The 19,479-nt window shown below is 50.2% G+C and carries 5 protein-coding genes; all 5 read left to right on the top strand.

What is annotated here, in order from left to right:
- Positions 1-220: 220 nt before the first annotated feature.
- The 5 genes from HUB64_RS12410 (at position 221) to pfaD (ending at position 19,259) form a co-directional block, all read left to right on the top strand.
- Entirely contained in the window at positions 221-1,090 is an 870-nt protein-coding gene (locus HUB64_RS12410) for a helix-turn-helix domain-containing protein (protein WP_173245884.1), read from the top strand.
- Positions 1,087-9,264, top strand: coding sequence for a type I polyketide synthase (locus HUB64_RS12405; protein ID WP_173497094.1), 8,178 nt, complete (start codon positions 1,087-1,089; stop codon positions 9,262-9,264). Before HUB64_RS12410 ends, HUB64_RS12405 begins: the two co-directional genes overlap by 4 nt.
- On the top strand, positions 9,261-11,558 hold the full coding sequence (locus HUB64_RS12400) for a PfaB family protein (protein ID WP_173497093.1): 2,298 nt from the start codon (positions 9,261-9,263) through the stop codon (positions 11,556-11,558). Before HUB64_RS12405 ends, HUB64_RS12400 begins: the two co-directional genes overlap by 4 nt.
- A gap of 41 nt (positions 11,559-11,599) precedes the next feature.
- Positions 11,600-17,503: a beta-ketoacyl synthase N-terminal-like domain-containing protein gene (locus tag HUB64_RS12395; protein WP_173497915.1), complete on the top strand. Its 5,904-nt coding sequence runs from the start codon at positions 11,600-11,602 to the stop codon at positions 17,501-17,503.
- 109 nt (positions 17,504-17,612) lie between these two features.
- Positions 17,613-19,259 (top strand): eicosapentaenoate synthase subunit PfaD, encoded by a 1,647-nt coding sequence (pfaD, locus tag HUB64_RS12390; protein WP_173497914.1) that lies wholly within the window; start codon positions 17,613-17,615, stop codon positions 19,257-19,259.
- The last annotated feature ends 220 nt before the right edge of the window (positions 19,260-19,479 follow it).

The following is a 19,479-nucleotide window of genomic DNA, read 5'->3' as shown; positions in this document are numbered from 1 at the left end:
GCACAGAAAATACCATTACTCAACGAAAGCCAATAAATTCCAGTCCCAGATGATTGTATCGACCCGAAACCTCAGGTAATCTGCATCCCCATTAAGTGACACAGATGATAAGCACAGGTTTTACGATGAGTGTCACTATGTTCGTCAAGAGTGCCACAGCTGACTCAGCCAAAATGGCTTCTCAGTCCCAATAGATTATGTCGGATGATAATTATTATTAATGGCAGCTCGCGACTCTCAATCTAAAGCGCCGTCTTACGCCCCCAAGAGCACAACTCAAGCGGCGAAAAAAGACAGCGCACCTCGGCATCGAAACGCCACCACCACGCCTGAAATGCGACTCTTTATCCAGCAATCGGATCTGAGCGTCAGCCAGCTGGCAAAAATTTTAAATATCACCGAGGCAACGGTGCGTAAATGGCGGAAGCGTGAGTCCATTAGCAACAGTTCGAACACGCCTCACCACCTCAATACCACGCTCACGCCGATGGAAGAATATGTGGTGGTGGGATTACGCTATCAACTCAAACTCACCTTAGATAGATTACTTCAGGTTACCCAAACCTTTATTAATCCCAATGTGTCGCGCTCCGGCCTTGCCCGTTGCTTAAAGCGATATGGCATATCGCGGCTCGATGAATTTGAAGCACCGCAAGTCCCCGAACGCTATTTTAATCAATTGCCTGTGACTCAAGGCAGCGATATCCAAACCTATACGGTCAATCCAGAAACCTTGGCTAAGGCGCTCGCATTGCCGAGTACCGACGGCAATACTGTGGTGCAAGTGGTCTCACTCACCATACCGCCGCAGCTCACTGAACAAGCTCCAAGCTCAGTACTATTAGGCGTAGACACAGCAAGTGATTGGATTTACCTCGATATTTATCAAGACAGTAATACCCAAGCGACCAATAGATATATCACCTATGTCCTCAGACATGGGCCGTTTCATTTACGAAAGTTGCTTGTTCGCAACTATCACACCTTCTTAGCCCGTTTTCCCGGTGCCCATGGCACGCCAAAGACAAACGCGGCTGAATCCCAAAACAAGGTCACCGTATCCAGGTCGACCCGTGGAGACTCTTTATGAGCCATACCCCTTCTGTACCTAATTCTGCGACTGAGTCAAAAAAAGATAAACGACTCAACAAACGTTTAAAAGATATGCCCGTTGCCATCGTCGGCATGGCCAGCATCTTCGCTAACTCGCGTTATTTAAATAAATTTTGGGATTTGATCAGCGAAAAAATCGATGCCATTACTGACATCCCAGATACCCATTGGCGCGCCGAAGATTACTACGATGCCGACAAAAGCAAAGCCGATAAAAGCTACTGTAAACGCGGTGGTTTTTTACCAGAAGTCGACTTCAATCCAATGGAATTCGGTCTGCCGCCCAATATTCTTGAGCTGACAGATACCTCGCAACTGCTGTCGCTGATTGTCGCCAAAGAAGTGCTTGCCGACGCCAATCTGCCCACCGATTACGATCGTGATCGTATCGGCATCACCCTAGGTGTGGGCGGTGGTCAAAAAATCAGTCAGAGCTTGAACTCGCGCCTGCAATATCCAGTGCTTAAAAAAGTATTCAAAAGCAGCGGCCTGAGCGATGAAGACAGCGAAATGCTGATCAAAAAGTTCCAAGACCAATATATCCACTGGGAAGAAAACTCTTTCCCAGGGTCCTTAGGCAACGTGATTGCAGGCCGTATCGCCAACCGGTTTGATTTTGGCGGCATGAACTGTGTGGTCGATGCTGCCTGTGCGGGCTCGCTTGCCGCTATGCGTATGGCGCTAACTGAACTGACCGAAGGTCGCAGCGACATGATGTTAACCGGCGGTGTCTGTACTGACAACTCGCCGTCCATGTACATGAGCTTCTCAAAAACGCCTGCCTTCACCACCAATGAAACCATTCAACCCTTTGATATCGATTCAAAAGGCATGATGATCGGCGAAGGGATCGGCATGGTCGCGCTTAAACGCCTTGAAGATGCCGAGCGCGATGGCGACCGAATTTATGCCGTCATCAAAGGCGTTGGCGCCTCATCGGACGGTAAGTTTAAGAGTATTTATGCGCCGCGCCCTGAGGGCCAAGCTAAAGCATTGGAGCGCGCTTACGACGATGCTGGTTTTGCCCCGCACAGCATTGGCTTAGTTGAAGCCCATGGCACGGGTACTGCCGCAGGTGATGTGGCTGAATTTAATGGCTTAAAATCAGTATTTGCCCAAGGCAACGACACAAATCAACATATCGCGTTAGGTTCAGTAAAATCCCAAGTGGGCCACACTAAATCCACAGCAGGCACTGCTGGGGTGATCAAAGCCGCGCTAGCGCTGCACCACAAGGTATTGCCTGCGACCATTAACGTTAGCAAGCCTAATCCAAAACTGAATATCGAAAGCTCACCATTCTATTTAAATACCGAAACTCGCCCATGGTTCCAGCGCGCCGATGCAACGCCGCGCCGTGCAGGTGTAAGCTCCTTTGGTTTTGGCGGCACGAACTTCCATCTTGTATTAGAAGAATACAAACCTGAGCACAGCCGCGATGAGCAATATCGTCAGCGCAGTGTGCCGCAGACGCTATTATTTGCCGCAGCCAATAAAAACGCGCTGCTTAGCGAGTTAAAAGCTGCGCTGAGCCAAAGCGTGAACACGAGTGCAAACGCGAATAAGAGCAGCGCTGCGAGCCTAAACGCTATCGCTCAGCAATATCCGCTGCGCGCACTGGCAAGCACAGATGCCCGTTTAGGTTTTGTGGCTAAGGATATCGCTCAGCTGCAAGCTCAGCTAAATCAAGCCATCTCTCATCTAGAAAGCAGTGCGCATTTAGAAAGCGGGCACCTAGAAACCAGTGCAAGCGAGGCGTGGCAATTACCTTCTGGTATCAGCTACCGCTCTCATGCCTTAGTGGCCAAGAATGAATCAAAGAAAGTAGCCGCCCTGTTTGCCGGTCAAGGTTCACAGTACCTGAACATGGGCCGCGAACTCGCCTGCCATTTCCCTGAAATGCGCCAACAAGTGACGGCCAGCGATAAGGTATTTGCTCACCACGATCAAACACCGTTATCGAACATCCTTTACCCTATTCCGGCATTCGATGCCGATGCAGTTAAAGCCCAAGAAGCGGCGCTGACCAATACCATGTTCGCCCAAAGCGCCATAGGCGCGGTTTCAATGGCGCAATATTCGCTATTAACGCAAGCGGGTTTTGCACCCGATATGGTGGCGGGTCATAGCTTTGGTGAATTGTCAGCCCTTTGCGCGGCAGGCGTGATTTCCAATGAAGATTACGTCGAACTGGCCTTCGCCCGTGGGCATGCCATGGCGCAAGTGCCGAGCGATACTGGGACTCAAGTTGATTTAGGAACCATGTTCGCGATTATTCTTAAGCAAAAGAATGATATCGATGCGATCAATAGCTGTTTAGCCCAGTTTGATGGCGTTAAAATTGCCAACTACAACGCGCCGACGCAATTAGTCATCGCAGGTGGCACAGAGCAAACTCAGCTGGCCGCGAAAGCCATTAGTGAACTGGGCTTTAAAGCGATTGCCCTGCCTGTCTCAGGCGCGTTCCATACCCCATTGGTTGGACACGCACAAAAGCCATTTGCCAAAGCCATTGATAAAGCTAAATTCAGCGCGCCTTCAGTCGCACTTTATGCCAACGGTACGGGTCAATTGCACCCAAGCGATGGCAAAGCCATTAAAGCAGAATTCAAACAACACATGCTGCAATCGGTTCGCTTTAGCGAGCAACTGCAGGCCATGTATGACGCTGGCGCCCGTGTGTTTGTTGAGTTTGGCCCTAAGAACATACTGCAAAAGTTAGTTGAAAATACCTTAGTTGAACACTTAAATGAGCTTTGCCTTGTCAGCATGAACCCGAATCCTAAGGGCGACAGTGACAGTCAATTACGCTTAGCCGCAGTGCAACTCGCGGTAGCCGGTGTGGCGTTAACTGAGGTTGACCCCTATCAAGCCGTCACGTCACAAGAGATTGCCGAGCGTGAAGCGCCATCGGCGATGAACATCAAACTCACCGCCACTAACCATATTAGTGCTGCGACCAAAGCTAAGATGGCCAAATCCCTCGCCACAGGCAGCGTGACTAGCCAAGTGCAATATGTGGATCGCATCGTTGAAACGGTTGTCGAAAAAATCGTTGAGAAAGAAGTCATCGTCGAAAAAGTGGTTGAAAAAATAATAGAAGTGGAAGCGAATCAAGTGGCAACTGTTGAAATGAAACAAACATCCCCAAGCGTGACGCAAGGCTTAAGCAATCACCAGCAACAAGCGACAGCGCAATTGAACCCAAGCGTCAGCGGCGATGCATTAACGGCATTTTTCAGCGCACAATCTCAAGCGGCGCAGTTGCATCAACAGTTTTTAGCTATCCCGCAGCAATATGGCGATACCTTCACGACACTGATGACAGAACAAGCCAAGATGGCAAGCCTTGGCATTGCAATCCCTGAAAGCCTGCAACGCTCGATGGAAATGTTCCACCAGCATCAAGCACAAACCCTGCAAAGCCACGCCGAATTTATGCAACTGCAAAGCAGTAGCAGCCAAACGGCCTTGGCCATGCTAAACAATGCACCGATTAACTTTACCCCAGCGGTTGCAAGTCAGCCACGAGCAACTGCGCCGGCTCCTGCACCTGTTGCTCCAGCGCCTGTTGTTGCAACGTCAATGCCACATAATGCTGCACCAGTAGCGGCTCAAGCTGTTGCGACGAGACCCGCGGTTAGCACACCTGTTGCGCCTGTTGTGCAAACCGCTCCCGTTGCTTATGCGCCTGCTGCGACAGTACAAGTTGCGCCTGCCGCTCCTGCCGCTCCTGCATTAGTCATGCCTGCTGTAGTGATGCCAGAAGTGACACCTGCGGCAACAGCAACGAGCGGTTTAAGCGCTGCATTAGTGCAACAAACCATGATGGCTGTGGTGGCTGACAAGACTGGCTATCCGACTGAAATGCTGGAGCTCAGCATGGATATGGAAGCCGATCTAGGTATCGATTCGATTAAGCGCGTTGAAATCCTAGGCACAGTGCAAGACGAACTGCCGGGCTTACCTGAACTCAGCCCAGAAGATTTGGCCGAGTGTCGCACCTTGGGTGAAATCGTTGACTATATGCAAAGTAAGCTTACACAAAATGACAAGCTTCCAGCAGTGGGTTCAATTATCGTAGCGCCTATTACTGCTGCAAATGTGGCAACTCAAGTGGCAACAGCCGCACCTGCCGTTAACGGTTTAAGCGCTGCGTTAGTACAACAAACCATGATGGCTGTGGTGGCTGACAAGACTGGCTATCCGACTGAAATGCTGGAGCTCAGCATGGATATGGAAGCCGATTTAGGTATCGATTCGATTAAGCGCGTTGAAATCCTAGGCACAGTGCAAGACGAGCTGCTGGGCTTGCCTGAACTCAGCCCAGAAGATTTGGCTGAGTGCCGTACCTTAGGTGAAATCGTTAACTACATGAACAGCAAATTGCCAGCGGCTGACCAAGTTATAGTTTCTACAACAGCGCCAACAACTCCTGCAGCCAGCGGTTTAAGCGCTGCGTTAGTGCAACAAACTATGATGGCAGTGATAGCCGACAAGACGGGCTACCCCACTGAAATGCTGGAGCTCAGCATGGATATGGAAGCCGATCTCGGTATCGACTCCATCAAGCGCGTTGAAATCCTAGGCACAGTGCAAGATGAGCTACCAGGTTTACCTGAGCTGAATCCTGAAGATCTGGCCGAGTGTCGCACCTTGGGTGAAATCGTTAACTACATGCAAAGTAAGCTTACACAAAATGACAAGCGGCCTGCAGCGGGCGCAGTTATCGTAGCAACTCATGTGACAACTGCCGCGCCTGCCGCCAGCGGTTTAAGCGCTGCGTTAGTGCAACAAACTATGATGGCAGTGGTGGCCGACAAAACAGGCTATCCCACTGAAATGCTGGAACTCAGCATGGATATGGAAGCTGATCTAGGTATCGACTCCATCAAGCGCGTTGAAATCTTAGGTACAGTGCAAGATGAACTGCCGGGCTTACCTGAGCTGAATCCTGAAGATCTGGCCGAGTGTCGCACCTTAGGTGAAATCGTTGACTACATGAACAGCAAACTACCTGCGGTTGGCTCGATTTCAGCTACAACAGCAGCGCAAGTCACTGTTACCGCTACAACAAATAACGGCTTAAGTGCTGCACTTGTCCAACAAACCATGATGTCAGTAGTGGCCGACAAGACTGGCTACCCCACTGAAATGCTAGAACTCAGCATGGATATGGAAGCCGATCTAGGTATCGATTCCATCAAGCGCGTTGAAATTTTAGGCACAGTGCAAGACGAGCTACCGGGTTTGCCTGAGCTGAATCCTGAAGATCTGGCCGAGTGTCGTACCTTAGGTGAAATCGTTAGCTATATGCAAAGCAAGCTAGGCCAAAACGCGGTAAGCCAGAATGCCGCGCCAGTTAGCGCTGTCGTTCAGCCTGAACCTACTATCGATTTACCACCCCATAGCGAGGTGGTGCTAAAAAAGTTGCCAGCGGCGGCTGAATTAACGCAACGTGAGTCGCAACTATCAGCGCAACAAGCTGTGACACGCGTTTTTGCTAAAGATGCCTGCATTATCATTAGCGATGATGGTCACAATGCTGGCGTACTTGCCGAGAAATTGCATGCTCAAGGTCTAACGGTTGCGGTTGTGCGCTCGCCAGAAAGCCTTGTAGCCAGTGCATCACCGCTCAATAGCCACATTGCCAGCTTCACATTGGCGGCGATTGACGATGCCAGCATCAGCGCAGTGATTAATGAGATCAAAAGCTTAGGTACAGTTGCAGGCTTTATTCATCTGCAACCACAACATAAAACCTCAGCAGATACTAAAGGTTTAGTGTTGTCCAGTGCCGCCAAAGCGTCGGTCGAGCAAGCATTCTTGTTCGCCAAGCACTTACAACCCCTGCTAACAACAGCAGCAACCGCCAATACTGGTAGTAGTTTTATCAGCGTCAGTCGTATCGACGGTGGCTTTGGTTATCTTAACCACAGCCAAATTGCCCGCAGCGAGTTAAACCAAGCGGCATTGGCAGGTCTGACTAAAACTTTGAGTCACGAGTGGCCAAGCGTGCATTGCCGCGCCTTAGATATCGCGCCAGCACTTGATGCCAAGCAACTGGCCAATGCAGTGATCGCTGAGCTCTTTGCAACCGATAACGTATTGGAAGTCGGTGTTAGCCAAGGCGCAGCCCAAGCACTTGAGCGTGTAACCTTAGTTGCTGGCAAGGCTGATACCCGCCACAGCGCGGCAAACTTGACGAGTGCAGATAAAATACTGGTGACCGGTGGCGCAAAAGGTGTAACCTTTGAATGTGCGCTAAGTTTAGCCAAACGCAGCAAGGCGCACTTTATCCTTGCTGGCAGAAGCAGCCAACAAGCCATTCCCGCTTGGGCACAGGGTAAGAATAACAGTGAACTTAAAGCCACAGCTATTGCCCACATTCAAAGCTTGGGCGAGAAACCCACGCCAAAACAAGTGGATGCCTTAGTATGGCCAGTTCAAAGCAGCCTAGAAATTGCAGCCGCACTAGAAGCCTTTACCGCTGTGGGCGCGAGCGCCGAGTACTTAAGTCTCGATGTTAACAATCCAGATGCGATCGCCAGCACGATAGTGCCGATCACCGAGTTGTCGCCTATTACTGGCATCATCCATGGTGCGGGCGTACTCGCCGATAAACACATCCAAGACAAAACCTTAGATGAGTTAGCACGGGTGTATGGCACTAAGGTCACTGGTATAAGCAATCTACTTGCCGCACTGGATTTAGATAAATTAAAACTGATTGCCCTATTCTCTTCGGCGGCGGGTTTTTACGGCAATACTGGCCAAAGCGATTACGCCATGTCCAACGACATACTCAACAAAGCCGCACTGCAACTGGCGCAGCAACTGCCAAATGCCAAAGTGATGAGCTTCGATTGGGGTCCGTGGGACGGCGGCATGGTGAATCCTGCGCTGAAAAAGATGTTTATGGATCGCGGTGTTTATGTGATCCCGTTAAAAGCGGGTGCTGAGTTATTTGCGAGCCAATTACTGAGCAACACAGGCGCACAATTGCTGGTTGGTACTGACATGCAAGGCAGCGCACCTCATGACGACACTTCTAATAAAGTGCAAGAAACTGAAGGTAGCAATCTAAAAAAGCCTGAAGCGGATCTGACCACTGACGCGTCGGATCCGCATGCTTTGGCATCAACACTTGCTGCAATCGCTTTCACGCGACCGCTAAAACTGCAGCGCACACTGGACCCTAAGGCAATGATCTTTATTGAAGATCACTGCATTAACGGTAATCCCGTATTACCGACTGTGTGCGCGATTCAGTGGATGCGTGAAGCCGCCTTTGATGTGCTCAAGCAGCCTGTCAAAGTGCAAAGCTACAAGCTATTGAAGGGCATTATTTTCGACACTGCCGTGTTACAAAATGGAGTGTTAGAAAGTGCAGCCCCCATCACGCTGGAACTTGAACTTGCACCGATTGCGTTAACGGATAAAGCCGCGAAAGATTCTGACGAGTACTTGAGTGGACAATTCAATGCCTTAATCAGCTTTGAAGGTCGTCCGCAATATCAAGCTATCCTAGTCGTTGATGATGCTGTTGATGACGCGGCTATTGATTACTTAGCCACTAACAGCAAAGCAATAGCCTTTGACACGCAAAGCTTGACGCGACTTTCTGTCATCACAACCGCGAGCAGCCTTTACAGCGACGGCACGCTTTTCCACGGCCCAAGACTGCAAGGTATTGAGTCGGTGGTGAAGTTTAACGATGCGAGCTTAGTCGCCAAGGTGAGCCTACCCCATGTTGCGTTAGCGGACTGCGGGAGTTTTGTGCCCAATCTGGCCCCTAAAGGCTCACAAGCCTTTGCGGAAGATTTGCTGCTGCAGGCGATGCTGGTATGGGCGAGACTCAAATATGGCGCGGCGAGTTTGCCATCAAGCATTGGTGAGTTTATTTCCCATGCGCCATTTGCCTTTGGCGATAAAGGGTATCTAGTGCTCGATGTGGTAAAACACTCTGGCCGTGCCCTTGAAGCCAATATTGCGCTGTATCATCAAGATGGCCGCTTAAGCTGCGAGATGAACAACGCCAAAGTCACCATCAGCAAAAACCTTAACGGTGCATTCTTAGCTAATAAAGTTGCTGCTAATCAAACCGCTGCGAATAAAGCCATTGAAAGCGTGGAGGCAAAAGTCGAGTGAATTTAGCCCACACTTTAGCAACGCTACATAGCGGCCAAACTGAAACGTCGATAGCTGACACGGCTATGACTGAAAAGCTTGCCAAGCCACTGCGTATTGCAGTGTTTCTTGGCGATGCCGTCAACCTTGACTCTCACTCAGCCCAAGTATTAGGGACGTTTGCGGAACGTGAAAGAGTTCAGATTTGCGCTGCCGATACCAACCAATCGACAGATCATGAACCGTCAGTGCATGAGCAAAGGTCGCTCACTGCGTTATTAAGCCAAGCAACAACAGCCATTGAGCAAGGCAAGCTCGTTGAACTTAAATTCAATAATGGCAATCTACCCCAGTCTCTGTATTTGCTCGATGGTTTACGCGCCGCCAAACTGCGTCTTCACGCCCACGCGTTTATTGCTGGCTTTGCCGCTGGTAATGAAACTACTGGTGTTGTAAATGCAGGTGTTGCTAATGCAGCGGCTGTTGCAAATGCGGCGTTAGTGGCGGCAAAGCGCAGCCCTGCACAAACCGTTCAGCATCAGCTCGTCGCCAACACTCTCAACGAGGCATTTGTTGCGCTGCGCCAAGGCGTAACCGCCCTCGCGGCGCGAACACAAGCGCCGCTTCATGGCGCAACTGATATTAAAGAGGCAAACGGCACCAATCATCAAGCGGGCTATTGGTTTAGCGACCAACATCAAGCGCGGGTTTTGTGTCTAAATCTTGTAGCAAAGAATCTATCGGCAACAAGATCAAACCCAGCAGATACCTTGCTGGATTCAGGCCAAAATATTTGCCAGAGCCTAGTGCTGACCCAAGGCACACAAGTTATTGCGCCCAAAGCTCTTGTTGATGAAAACCGGCTGTTTGTGCCGATAAGTGCTGACAATATTGATTCACTCATCGCGCAAGTATTGCAACTAGTTAACACTCTGGGAAATGGCGCCGGCTTGCACGCTGACTTTCGCGCTGAGCAACTCAAACCTTGGTTTGAACGCTATGATGCCAACGCAACACAGGCATTAGTCTTGATGGCGGCATCAAGTGATGATCTCAAACTTGAAGCCAAAGCTATGCTTTCGGCGCTTGAAAATGATGCAGTGCGTCATCATGGTCAACACTTTAAAACGCCAGCGGGTAGCTGTTTCACCGCTAAGCCGCTAGGGGATGCAGGACTTACCTTTGTATATCCCGGTGTTGGCACGGTTTACGCCAATATGTTCAATAACTTGCATGAGTATTTCCCCGCGCTGTATCACCAGCTAGAACGTGAAGGCGATTTAAGCGCCATGCTGCAATCATCGCAGATTTATGCCGCAGATGTAAAAACCGCAGCAAGCATGAGCTTAAGCCAACAAGCGATTAGTGGCGTGGGCGCCAGTTATCTATTCACTAAACTGTTGACCCAAGTCTTTAATATTAAGCCAAAAATGGCGCTGGGTTACTCCATGGGCGAAGCAGCCATGTGGGCCAGCCTAGATGTGTGGCAAACACCCCATGCTATGATCAACGCCACCGAAAATAGCGATATTTTCAACCATGCCATTTCTGGCGAGCTAACCGCAGTGCGCCGAGCATGGCAGCTTAAGGATAATGAATCCATAGTGTGGAACAGCTTTGTGGTACGCGCTGATAGCCATGAAATCAAGGCATCACTGCCAGAGTTCCCCCGCGCTTACTTAGCCATCACTCAAGGTGATACTTGCGTCATTGCAGGCTGCGAAACAAGCTGTAAAGCCCTGCTTGCCAAGTTAGGTAAGCGCGGGATTGCCGCCAATCGCGTCACGGCAATGCATACCGCACCTGCCCTGTTAGTCCATGGGCAAGTACAAGATTTCTATACTCAAGCGTTAAAACCTGAGGCACTGAAACCTAAGGCGCTGGAAGCGGCGGCGCAAGATCTGCCTATTCGCTTTATTAGCGCAGCGCAAACTGCGCCCGTAACCGTGGATAGCCACAGCATTGGCCGCGCGATTGCCGATACCTTTTGTTCGCCACTCGACTTTAGTGCGCTCATTCAAAATGCCACTGAGCAAGGCGCAAGGCTATTTGTCGAAGTGGGCGCCGATAGGCAAACCAGCACACTCATAGATAAAATCAGCCATGCCCATGCAGGCCAAAGCACGGCGAACGAGGCAACAGTCGCCATTGCTTGCAATGCCAAGGGTGCCGATGCGATTACCAGCTTACTCAAGTGTTTAGCTCAGCTAATAAGCCACAGAGTACCGCTGTCGCTCGCGCCGCTCATGCAGCCATTAAGTGCTAACGCAGCCCCTTTATCATCAGCAGTATCACCAAAAGGAGAACCCCTGTGAGTTCTCAGCATTCCCCTACTATTGATAAAACTACCGTGCCTATGATTTTGTCAAAAAGTGCGTCAAAAAGCGCATCAAAAATTGCGATTGTCGGTCTCGCGACTCAGTATCCTGACGCCGATAATCCGCAAACCTTTTGGCAAAATCTGCTGGATAAAAAAGACTCTCGCACCCAAATTAACCGTGAAAAGCTCAATGCCAATCCCGCCGATTACCAAGGTGTGCAGGGTCAGTCTGACCGTTTTTACTGTGATAAAGGCGGCTATATCCAACACTTTGAGTTTGATGCCAAGGGTTATCAACTGCCTGAGTCCGCCTTTGACGGGTTAGATGAAAGCTTTTTATGGGCACTCGATTGCAGTCGTAAAGCTCTGCAAGACGCAGGGATTACCCCAAGCGATGCCGTACTGGCGCGCACAGGTATCGTGATGGGAACCTTGTCGTTCCCCACGGCCCGCTCCAATGAATTATTTTTGCCTCTGTATCACCAAACCGTTGAAAAGGCGCTGCAAAACAAACTTAACCAAAGCGCATTTCAGCTGGCTGATTTTGGCAACTCGGTTAACGATCTCAATGCCAATAGCCAAGCATTAAACGTCGCCAATGGCGCGGTTGCCCACACAGCCTCAAAGCTGGTCAGCGATGCACTCGGTTTAGGAGGCACCCAGTTAAGTCTGGACGCCGCCTGCGCCAGCTCGGTTTATGCACTCAAACTCGCCTGCGATTACCTAACAACAGGCAAGGCAGATATGATGCTAGCGGGCGCAGTATCAGGCGCCGATCCCTTCTTTATCAACATGGGATTCTCGATTTTCCACGCCTATCCAGATCATGGTATCTCGGCGCCCTTTGATAGCAATAGCAAGGGCTTATTCGCCGGAGAAGGCGCTGGGGTGTTAGTCTTAAAACGCTTAGAAGATGCCGAGCGCGATGGCGATAACATCTATGCCGTCGTTAGCGGCATTGGTTTGTCGAACGACGGTAAAGGCCAGTTTGTATTAAGCCCCAACAGCAAGGGCCAAGTGCAAGCCTTCGAGCGCGCCTATAGTGCCGCAAACACACTGCCTGCCAATATCGAAGTGATTGAATGCCATGCCACAGGCACGCCGCTTGGGGATAAAGTCGAACTCGCTTCGATGGAGCGCTTTTTTGAGGACAAACTCGCGGGTTCAGCGGTGCCGCTGATCGGTTCGGCAAAATCCAACTTAGGCCATTTACTCACAGCCGCGGGCATGCCGGGGATCATGAAGATGATTTTTGCCATGCGCTCGGGTCGACTGCCGCCAAGTATTAACTTATCAGCGCCGATATCCTCGCCTAAGGGCTTATTTAGCGCTAAAAATCTACCGACAGAACTGCATGCTTGGCCCGATAAAGCCGGCAATGACCGCCGCCACGCGGGTGTTTCTGTGTTTGGTTTTGGCGGCTGTAACGCGCATTTATTGCTGGAATCCTATGCTGCCAATACAAACAAAAAGAATGAACAACCCGCAGCCACAGTAAGTTACCAGCATACGCCATTAAATATCATTGGCTTAGCATCACACTTCGGGCCTTTATCCTCCATAAATGCACTGGATAACACGATTCATGCTCGGCAACATGCCTTTATCCCACTGCCCGCTAAACGCTGGAAAGGCTTAGATAAACACCCTGAGATCTTAGCTAACTTTGGTTTGCCTGCTGTACCGCAAGGCGCGTATATCGACCAGTTCGATTTTGACTTCCTGCGCTTTAAAGTGCCGCCCAATGAGGATGATCGCCTGATCTCCCAGCAACTGCTGCTGATCAAAGTGGCCGATGAAGCGATACGCGATGCAAACTTAAAACCCGGTGGCAAGGTTGCTGTATTAGTAGCGATGGAAACCGAACTGGAATTACACCAGTTCCGTGGCCGCGTAAATCTACACACCCAACTGGCAGACAGCCTTAAAAAACAAGGAATAACACTCACGCAAGCTGAGTATATCGCCCTTGAAAAAATCGCAATGGACAGTGTGCTCGATGCCGCCAAACTGAACCAATACACCAGTTTTATTGGCAACATCATGGCGTCACGTATCGCATCCCTTTGGGACTTTAACGGCCCTGCCTTCACCATTTCAGCGGCCGAGCAATCGGTCGCCCGCTGTATTGATGTGGCCGAGAACCTCTTGTCCCAAGAATCCTTGGATGCCGTAGTGATCGCCGCCGTCGATTTAAGTGGCAGTTTAGAGCAAGTGATCCTCAAAAACGCCGTATCGCCAGTGGCATTTACTGCCACTGACACAGGCTGGAAAGTCGGTGAAGGTGCAGGCGCATTAGTGCTCACGACAGCGCAATCAAGTGCAACCCAGCCAAGCACTGCCGCTGACAATGCTAATGCTAATGCTAATGCTAATGCTAATAACAGCTATGGCGACAGTTATGGTCACATCAGCGGCCAAGTATTTGGCGCGATTTGTGACAAACAGGGTAATAGCAACACAGCGCGCATTTGCGATGACCTGCTAACTCAAGCCAAGGTGAATAGCAGCCAGATTAGCTTGATTGAAACCAGTATTGCGGTTGAGCAACTTGCCGATTCAGAGCTAGTACTCAATACCCTGTTGCCGAGTGTGAACCAGCGCAGCCAAGCCGCTGATGCCCTAGGCCACAACTTTGCCGCCGCAGGAATGGCGAGTATTTTGAGCGCGCTGTTGCAGCTTAAAAATCACGGACAACTTAAAAACCAAGCGCAACTTAACAAGCATTCTTCTCAAGCTCAGCAGCACGCGCTCGTAGCGACGTTTAGCCAAGGTAAATGCTCGCAGTTACTGCTCAGCCAAAGTGCCAAGCAAGCATACAGTTTGCAGCAAAGGCTTGAACAAGACTTAACGCTTTCAGAGCAAAAACACTTAATAAAACAAGTAACGCTCGGTGGCCGCGATATCTATCAGCATATCCTAGATACGCCGCTCGCAGGCCTTGATGCTATACAACAAAAAGCCCAAGCCATGACAGCACTGCCAACGCGCAGCCAACGCAAAAATTTGGCCCAAATAGCGAGCAAAGACACGAGTCGCTTTGCAACAAGCAGCCCAACCACGGCTCAACAAAAAGAGACATTAAGCAGCATGCCAATGAATGCCCTAAGCACGCCCAATAACAACGCCACTCAAGCAGAGCTAAAAGACGCGGCATTTTTAAGCAATCAGCAACTCGCCCGTGAAGCCCATTTAGCCTTTTTACAAAGCCGTGCTGAAGGCTTGAAACTGGCCGATGCCTTGATGAAAGCCCAACTTAAGGGCGAACTGACATCAATTGGCCAAGCTGCGCCAGTACAACAGCAAGCCATTGTTCAGGCATCTGCGACAGCGGTTCTTCCACATCCTGTGCTTTATCCCAATCATGCAAAAGTGCCTGAGTACATGCCGCCAACACCGATAAGCAAGCCTTGCATTTGGGATTATGCGGATTTAGTCGAGTACGCCGAAGGTGATATTGCTAACGTCTTTGGCCCAGATTACGCCATTATCGACAGCTATCCGCGCCGTGTACGCCTGCCAACCACGGACTATTTACTGGTATCTCGGGTAACGAAATTAAACGCCCAGATGAACCAATATCAGCCTTGCACTATGACCACGGAATACGACATTCCTGTGGACGCGCCGTATTTGGTCGATGGCCAAATCCCTTGGGCCGTGGCGGTCGAATCGGGTCAATGCGACTTGATGCTGATCAGCTACTTAGGTATCGATTTTGAAAATAAAGGCGAGCGCGTTTATCGCCTGCTCGATTGCACCCTGACCTTCCTTGGCGACTTACCGCGCGGTGGCGACACCCTGCGCTACGACATTTCCATCAACAACTTTGCCCGCAATGGCGATACCTTGTTGTTCTTCTTCTCCTACGAATGTTTTGTGGGCGATAAGCTGATCCTGAAAATGGATGGCGGCTGCGCCGGCTTCTTCACCGACAAAGAACTGGCCGACGGCAAAGGTGTTATTCACACCGAAGCTGAAATCAAAGCGCGCAACCTCGCCTTGAATAATCCGAATAAACAGCGCTTTAATCCGCTGCTTGATTGCGCGCAAAGCCAATTTGATTACAGCCAAATCCATAAACTGCTCGGCGCCGATATCGGTGGCTGTTTTGGCGGCGCCCATGCGGCGCATCAAGCCCAATATGGTTTGCAGCCCTCTTTATGTTTTGCATCCGAAAAATTCCTGATGATTGAACAAGTCAGCAATCTTGAGGTGCATGGCGGCGCGTGGGGCTTAGGCTCAGTTCAAGGCCATAAGCAGCTCGAAGCTGATCATTGGTATTTCCCGTGTCATTTCAAGGGCGACCAAGTGATGGCGGGATCGTTAATGGCCGAAGGCTGTGGTCAATTACTGCAATTCTTTATGCTGCATATTGGGATGCACCTCGGTGTAAAAGACGGGCGTTTCCAACCGCTAGAAAACGCGTCACAAAAAGTGCGCTGTCGCGGTCAAGTTTTGCCGCAATCTGGCCTGCTCACCTATCGCATGGAAATCACCGAAATCGGTATGAGCCCGCGCCCGTATGCTAAGGCGAATATCGATATTTTGCTCAATGGCAAAGTGGTCGTGGATTTCCAAAACCTTGGAGTGATGATCAAAGAAGAAGCCGAATGCACCCGCTACCTCGCGGATAATGATGCCAGCACAGCTGACAATACTGCCAAAAATGCTGCTTCGGCTGCGCCGTTGATGGCCCAGCTGCCAGATTTAACTGCGCCAACCAACAAAGGCGTAGTGCCGCTAAAGCATGTACCTGCGCCGATTGCGCCTGCGGATTCAAAGTATGCTAACCGCGTGCCCGATACCCTACCGTTCACGCCGTACCACATGTTCGAATTTGCCACTGGCGACATCGAAAACTGCTTCGGCCCCGATTTCAGTATCTATCGCGGCCTAATTCCACCGCGCACGCCTTGCGGTGATTTGCAGCTCACAACTCGCGTCATTGCGATTGACGGCAAACGCGGCGAGCTGAAAAAGCCCTCTTCGTGTATCGCTGAATACGAAGTGCCAGCAAACGCTTGGTATTATGATAAAAACAGCCATCACGCCGTTATGCCCTATTCTGTGCTGATGGAAATATCACTGCAGCCAAACGGCTTTATCTCGGGCTATATGGGCACTACCTTGGGCTTCCCCGGCCAAGAGCTGTTTTTCCGTAACTTAGACGGCAACGGTAAGCTACTGCGCCATGTGGATTTACGTGGCAAAACCATAGTGAACGACTCACGTTTGTTATCGACTGTGATTGCTGGCAGCAACATCATTCAGAATTTCAGTTTTGAATTAAGCTGCGATGGCGAGCCTTTCTACCAAGGTAAAGCGGTATTTGGTTACTTCAAGGGCGATGCGCTGAAAAACCAGTTAGGCATAGACAACGGCAAGACCACTCAGCCTTGGCATGTGCAAAATGGCATAGCAGCCGATAGCCAAATCAATCTGTTAGATAAACAACATCGCAGCTTTAACGCACCAAAAGGTCAACCACATTACCGTTTAGCGGGCGGTCAACTTAACTTTATCGACAAGGCTGAAATCGTGAAAGCCGGCGGTAAGGCGGGCCTTGGCTATTTATACGCCGAGCGCACGATTGACCCGAGTGATTGGTTCTTCCAATTCCATTTCCATCAAGATCCTGTGATGCCAGGCTCCTTAGGGGTTGAAGCCATTATCGAGCTGATGCAAACCTATGCGATTGACCAAGACCTTGGCGCGGGCTTTAACAATCCTAAATTTGGGCAGATTTTATCGGATATCAAATGGAAATATCGCGGCCAAATTAACCCATTAAACAAGCAGATGTCACTGGATGTGCACATTACCAGCGTGACAGACGACAATGGCAAACGCATCATTATGGGCGATGCCAACTTGAGTAAAGATGGCCTGCGAATTTATGAAGTCAAAGATATCGCCATCTGTATTGAAGAAGCCTAGCGAGTTTACGCTGTTAGAAAGACGCTAATCTCGAATAACGAATAACGAATAGTTGCGCCGCCTTGGCTATCCACATCACCAAGGCGGCACAAATAACATGAGAACACCTATGACTAGCCATACTCTAGATCAATTCAATAGCAATAACGAAAAACTCAGCCCTTGGCCGTGGCAAGTCAACGATGCCGCGCTGAGCTTTGATATCGACGCATTAGGCAAAAAACTCAAAGATTTAAGCCAAGCCTGTTACTTAGTGAATCACAGTGAAAAAGGCTTAGGCATAGCGCAAACAGCCGAAGTCACCACAAGCGACAGCCAAGCGCCACTAGGCTCACACCCCGTCAGCGCCTTTGCGCCCGCCCTTGGCACCCAAAGTTTAGGCGACAGTAATTTTCGCCGCGTACACGGGGTTAAATACGCTTACTACGCTGGCGCTATGGCTAACGGTATTGCCTCAGAAGAACTGGTTATCGCGCTGGGCCAAGCGGGCATTTTGTGTTCGTTTGGCGCGGCGGGGTTAATCCCATCGCGCGTTGAAGCGGCCATTACTCGCATTCAAGCGGCGCTACCCAATGGTCCTTACGCCTTTAATTTAATTCACAGCCCAAGCGAGCCCGCATTAGAGCGCGGCAGTGTTGAGTTGTTCTTAAAACATAAAGTGCGCACGGTCGAAGCCTCGGCATTTTTAGGGTTAACGCCGCAAATCGTCTATTACCGCGCGGCGGGTTTGAGCCGCGACGAACATGGCGAGATAGTCATTGGCAACAAAGTCATAGCCAAAATCAGCCGCACCGAAGTCGCGACTAAGTTTATGGAGCCGGCGCCGGCCAAAATCCTCCAGCAATTAGTGAGTGACGGCCTTATCAGCCAAGACCAAATGGCGATGGCATTACTGGTGCCCATGGCAGACGACATCACAGCCGAAGCCGACTCCGGCGGCCATACCGACAATCGTCCACTCGTCACGCTATTGCCGACGATTTTGGCGCTTAAAGATGAAATCCAAGCTAAGTATCAATATAAAACGCCCATCCGCGTGGGTGCTGGCGGCGGCGTCGGCACACCCGATGCAGCATTAGCCACCTTCAACATGGGTGCGGCATTCATCGTCACAGGTTCTATCAACCAAGCTTGCGTCGAAGCGGGCGCCAGCGAACACACCCGTAAGTTACTCGCCACCACAGAAATGGCCGATGTGACTATGGCGCCTGCCGCCGATATGTTCGAAATGGGCGTGAAATTACAAGTGGTTAAGCGCGGTACTTTGTTCCCGATGCGCGCCAATAAGCTTTATGAGATCTACACCCGTTACGATTCGATTGATGCCATCCCTGCGGACGAGCGTAAAAAGCTCGAAGAGCAAGTGTTCCGCTCATCACTCGATGATATTTGGGCGGGCACTGTCGCCCACTTTAACGAGCGCGATCCTAAACAAATCGAGCGTGCACTGGATAACCCCAAACGTAAGATGGCGCTGATTTTCCGCTGGTATTTGGGTCTGTCTAGCCGCTGGTCAAACACAGGTGAAATCGGCCGCGAAATGGATTACCAAATCTGGGCTGGCCCAGCACTGGGTGCATTTAACGCTTGGGCAAAAGGCAGTTATTTAGATGACTATAAGGCCCGTAATGCGGTGGATTTAGCCAAACATTTAATGGTGGGCGCAGCATATCAATCCCGCATTAACCTGCTGTTATCCCAAGGCGCGACCATTCCAGTTAGCCTGCAACGCTGGAAACCATTAAATCGTTTTTAAACGTATTTAGCTCCTATCATCTTGTATTATAAGATCATAATATCTTCAAGCCGACACAAACTCACAGTGTCGGCTTTTATTTATCTTTACTTATGAACGACATCAGCTCACAGTCTTTGATTCAACGTATTAGGCTGAAACTCTTACCGAAGCTTAGGTAAAAATTGCCTACCCCTCTTTTAATTCACTCACACCATTTTAAATAAAATGATTTAAATTA

It is taken from the genome of Shewanella sp. ISTPL2 (genome assembly GCF_013283205.1).
Lineage (GTDB): Bacteria > Pseudomonadota > Gammaproteobacteria > Enterobacterales > Shewanellaceae > Shewanella > Shewanella oncorhynchi.
This window is presented reverse-complemented; position numbering and strand designations above follow the sequence as displayed.